Genomic DNA, 2,247 nt, shown 5'->3' with positions numbered 1-2,247 from the left:
GAAAGTGTGCTAACGCCAGGAATCGCATGCGTTTCCTGGCGTTGGTTTCTGCCTTGGCGAGGGCCAAGAAATCGATTGGATCGGACATACTGAGTACAGTGAAACCAGAATAGAGCAATTAGATCACATCTTTAATCTGATTGGTAATATTCGGGGCGATCGGCGGGCTTGATGAGGCCGTTGGGACACGCCTTGAAGCAGTCGCCACAACGGGTGCAGAGGGTGAGGAACTGGGACTCGTCGATGGCCCAGGGCGGGCGTGCCTCATGGCAGACCACCTCGGGTCTGCGGGGGCTCCCCCATGCGTGTGCCAGCCAGCGACAGAAAAAATGCGTCATGCCCACCTCTATACCCATTAAGGGTTAATTTTATCCAGTTTTGGGCCGGCAAGCCAGAGAATAGCGGCGGGCAGGATCGCAAGCCGGGTTGCCCTTGTGTAAGCTAGGCGGGTCTTTTTGCGGGATTGAATGAACTCATGTGGCTATTTCTGTGGCGTGCTTCTCTGCTCTATGTCTTCCCCCTGCTGATGTGGGTCTACTGCCATCTCAAGGGTATCGAGTTCAGTGAACTGGATACCGGGGTCAACAGCCACAAGTGGGTGGTGCTGGCGGCCTACCTGCTCTATGTGCTGATCTGGTTGCTGCTCAACCGCTATCTCGAACTCTTCCTGCGCCAGCGGGGGCGCCGATGACCCCGCTGCTGACCTGGTGGCCTGCCATGCTGGCTGGCGGGCTGGCGCTGCTGTTCGGCTGGTGGTGGGGGCGGCGCAGCGGCCGTGAAGAGGCGCTGCTGCTGGAGGAGCGTTATCAGGGGTTGCAGGATCGCTGGGACGCGCTGCAGGACGAGAAGATGCTGGCTCAGCAGAAGCTGGATCAGCAGCAGACCCTATTGCTCAAGCTCACCGCCCGTCTCAAGGAAGCCGAGGCGACCCTGCGCAGCGAACGCATCGCCAGCGCCGAGAAGCTGCAGTTGCAGCAAGAGGCTGAGCAGCGCCTCGGCCAACAGTTCGAGAACCTCGCCAATCGTATCTTTGAACAAAATGCTGGAAACTTCCGCGAACTGAATCAGAACAGCATGGATCTCCTGCTGACTCCACTCAAAGAGCAGTTGGAGGGCTTTCGCCGCCAGGTGGGAGAGACCCACGCCCAGGAGACGGCCCAGCGCCACAACCTCAAGTTCGAGCTGGAGCGCCTTGCCGAGCTCAACGCCCGCATGACCGAAGAGGCGGCGGCGCTGACCCGGGCCCTCAAGGGCGACAGCAAGCAGCAGGGCAACTGGGGGGAGGTGGTGCTGGCGCGGATCCTCTCCGAGTGCGGCCTGCGCGAGGGGCATGAGTACCACACCCAGGTCAACATCGAGGTGGACAAGGGCAAGCGCTACCAACCCGACGTCATCGTCCACCTGCCCCAGGACAAAGACATCATCATCGACGCCAAGGTGTCGCTGACCGCCTATGAGCGCTGGTACAACGCCGCTGATGATCTGGAGAAGGCGGTGGCGCTCAAGGAGCACATCGCCTCGGTGCGCAACCATATCCGCGAGCTGGGCCGCAAGGATTACCAGCAGTTGCCCGGGGTGCGCACCCTGGACTATGTGCTGATGTTCGTGGCGGTGGAGCCTGCCTTTCTCGCTGCCCTGGAAGCGGACCCTTCCCTGGTGCGCTACGGGCTGGAACACAACATCCTGCTGGTGAGCCCTACCAACCTGATGGTGGCGCTGCGCACCATAGAGAACCTGTGGCGCTACGAGCGGCAGAACCAGAACTCGCGCCAGATAGCGGAGCGGGCCTGCCGCCTCTACGAGAAGCTGCGGCTGTTCGTGGAGGAGATGCAGCAGATGGGGGGCAGCTTGCACAAGGCGCAGGAGAGCTACGACAAGGCGATGGGCCGGCTGGTCAACGGTCGTGGCAACCTGATCGCCCAGGCCGAGCGCTTTCGCGAGCTGGGGGTCGAGGTGACCAAGCCCTTGCCGGACGCGCTGGTGGACAGGGCGCTGGAGCGGGAGGAGTCGGCGGACTGAGGGGAGTCGTCATTCGCCGGGACAACGAAAAGGGCAGCCATTGGCTGCCCTTTTCGTTTCATGCAACAGCCTGGACGGCTGCTTATACCAATCAGATTAAAGATGTGATCTAATTGCTCTATTCTGGTTTCACTGTACTCAGTATGTCCGATCCAATCGATTTCTTGGCCCTCGCCAAGGCAGAAACCAACGCCAGGAAACGCATGCGATTCCTGGCGTTAGCACACT

General features: G+C 60.5%; 2 protein-coding genes and 1 pseudogene. 2 read left to right on the top strand and 1 reads right to left on the bottom strand.

Features of this window, described 5'->3' with window-relative positions; all coding sequences use genetic code 11:
• Positions 1–146: 146 nt before the first annotated feature.
• A pseudogene (locus MUW49_RS18390) lies at positions 147–338 on the bottom strand (4Fe-4S binding protein); the annotation flags it as partial.
• Between the two features lie 137 nt (positions 339–475).
• Here MUW49_RS18390 and MUW49_RS18385 point away from each other — a divergent pair.
• Both MUW49_RS18385 and rmuC read left to right on the top strand, forming a co-directional pair.
• Positions 476–691, top strand: a complete 216-nt coding sequence (locus MUW49_RS18385) for a hypothetical protein (protein ID WP_201956029.1) — start codon at positions 476–478, stop codon at positions 689–691.
• Positions 688–2,019, top strand: coding sequence for a DNA recombination protein RmuC (gene rmuC, locus MUW49_RS18380; protein ID WP_223945717.1), 1,332 nt, complete (start codon positions 688–690; stop codon positions 2,017–2,019). The genes MUW49_RS18385 and rmuC overlap by 4 nt, the downstream gene beginning before the upstream one ends.
• The last annotated feature ends 228 nt before the right edge of the window (positions 2,020–2,247 follow it).

The organism is Aeromonas sp. LsrichE-8G (assembly GCF_022869435.1).
GTDB lineage: Bacteria > Pseudomonadota > Gammaproteobacteria > Enterobacterales > Aeromonadaceae > Aeromonas > Aeromonas caviae.
The sequence above is the reverse complement of the archived record's forward strand: the minus strand, read 5'-3'. Positions and strand labels throughout refer to the sequence as shown.

What these genes read in the sequence shown, in the direction of transcription:
- MUW49_RS18385 (WP_201956029.1), top strand. Translation starts at nt 476, where the DNA reads ATGTGGCTATTTCTGTGGCGTGCTTCTCTGCTCTATGTCTTCCCCCTG.
- rmuC (WP_223945717.1), top strand. Translation starts at nt 688, where the DNA reads ATGACCCCGCTGCTGACCTGGTGGCCTGCCATGCTGGCTGGCGGGCTG.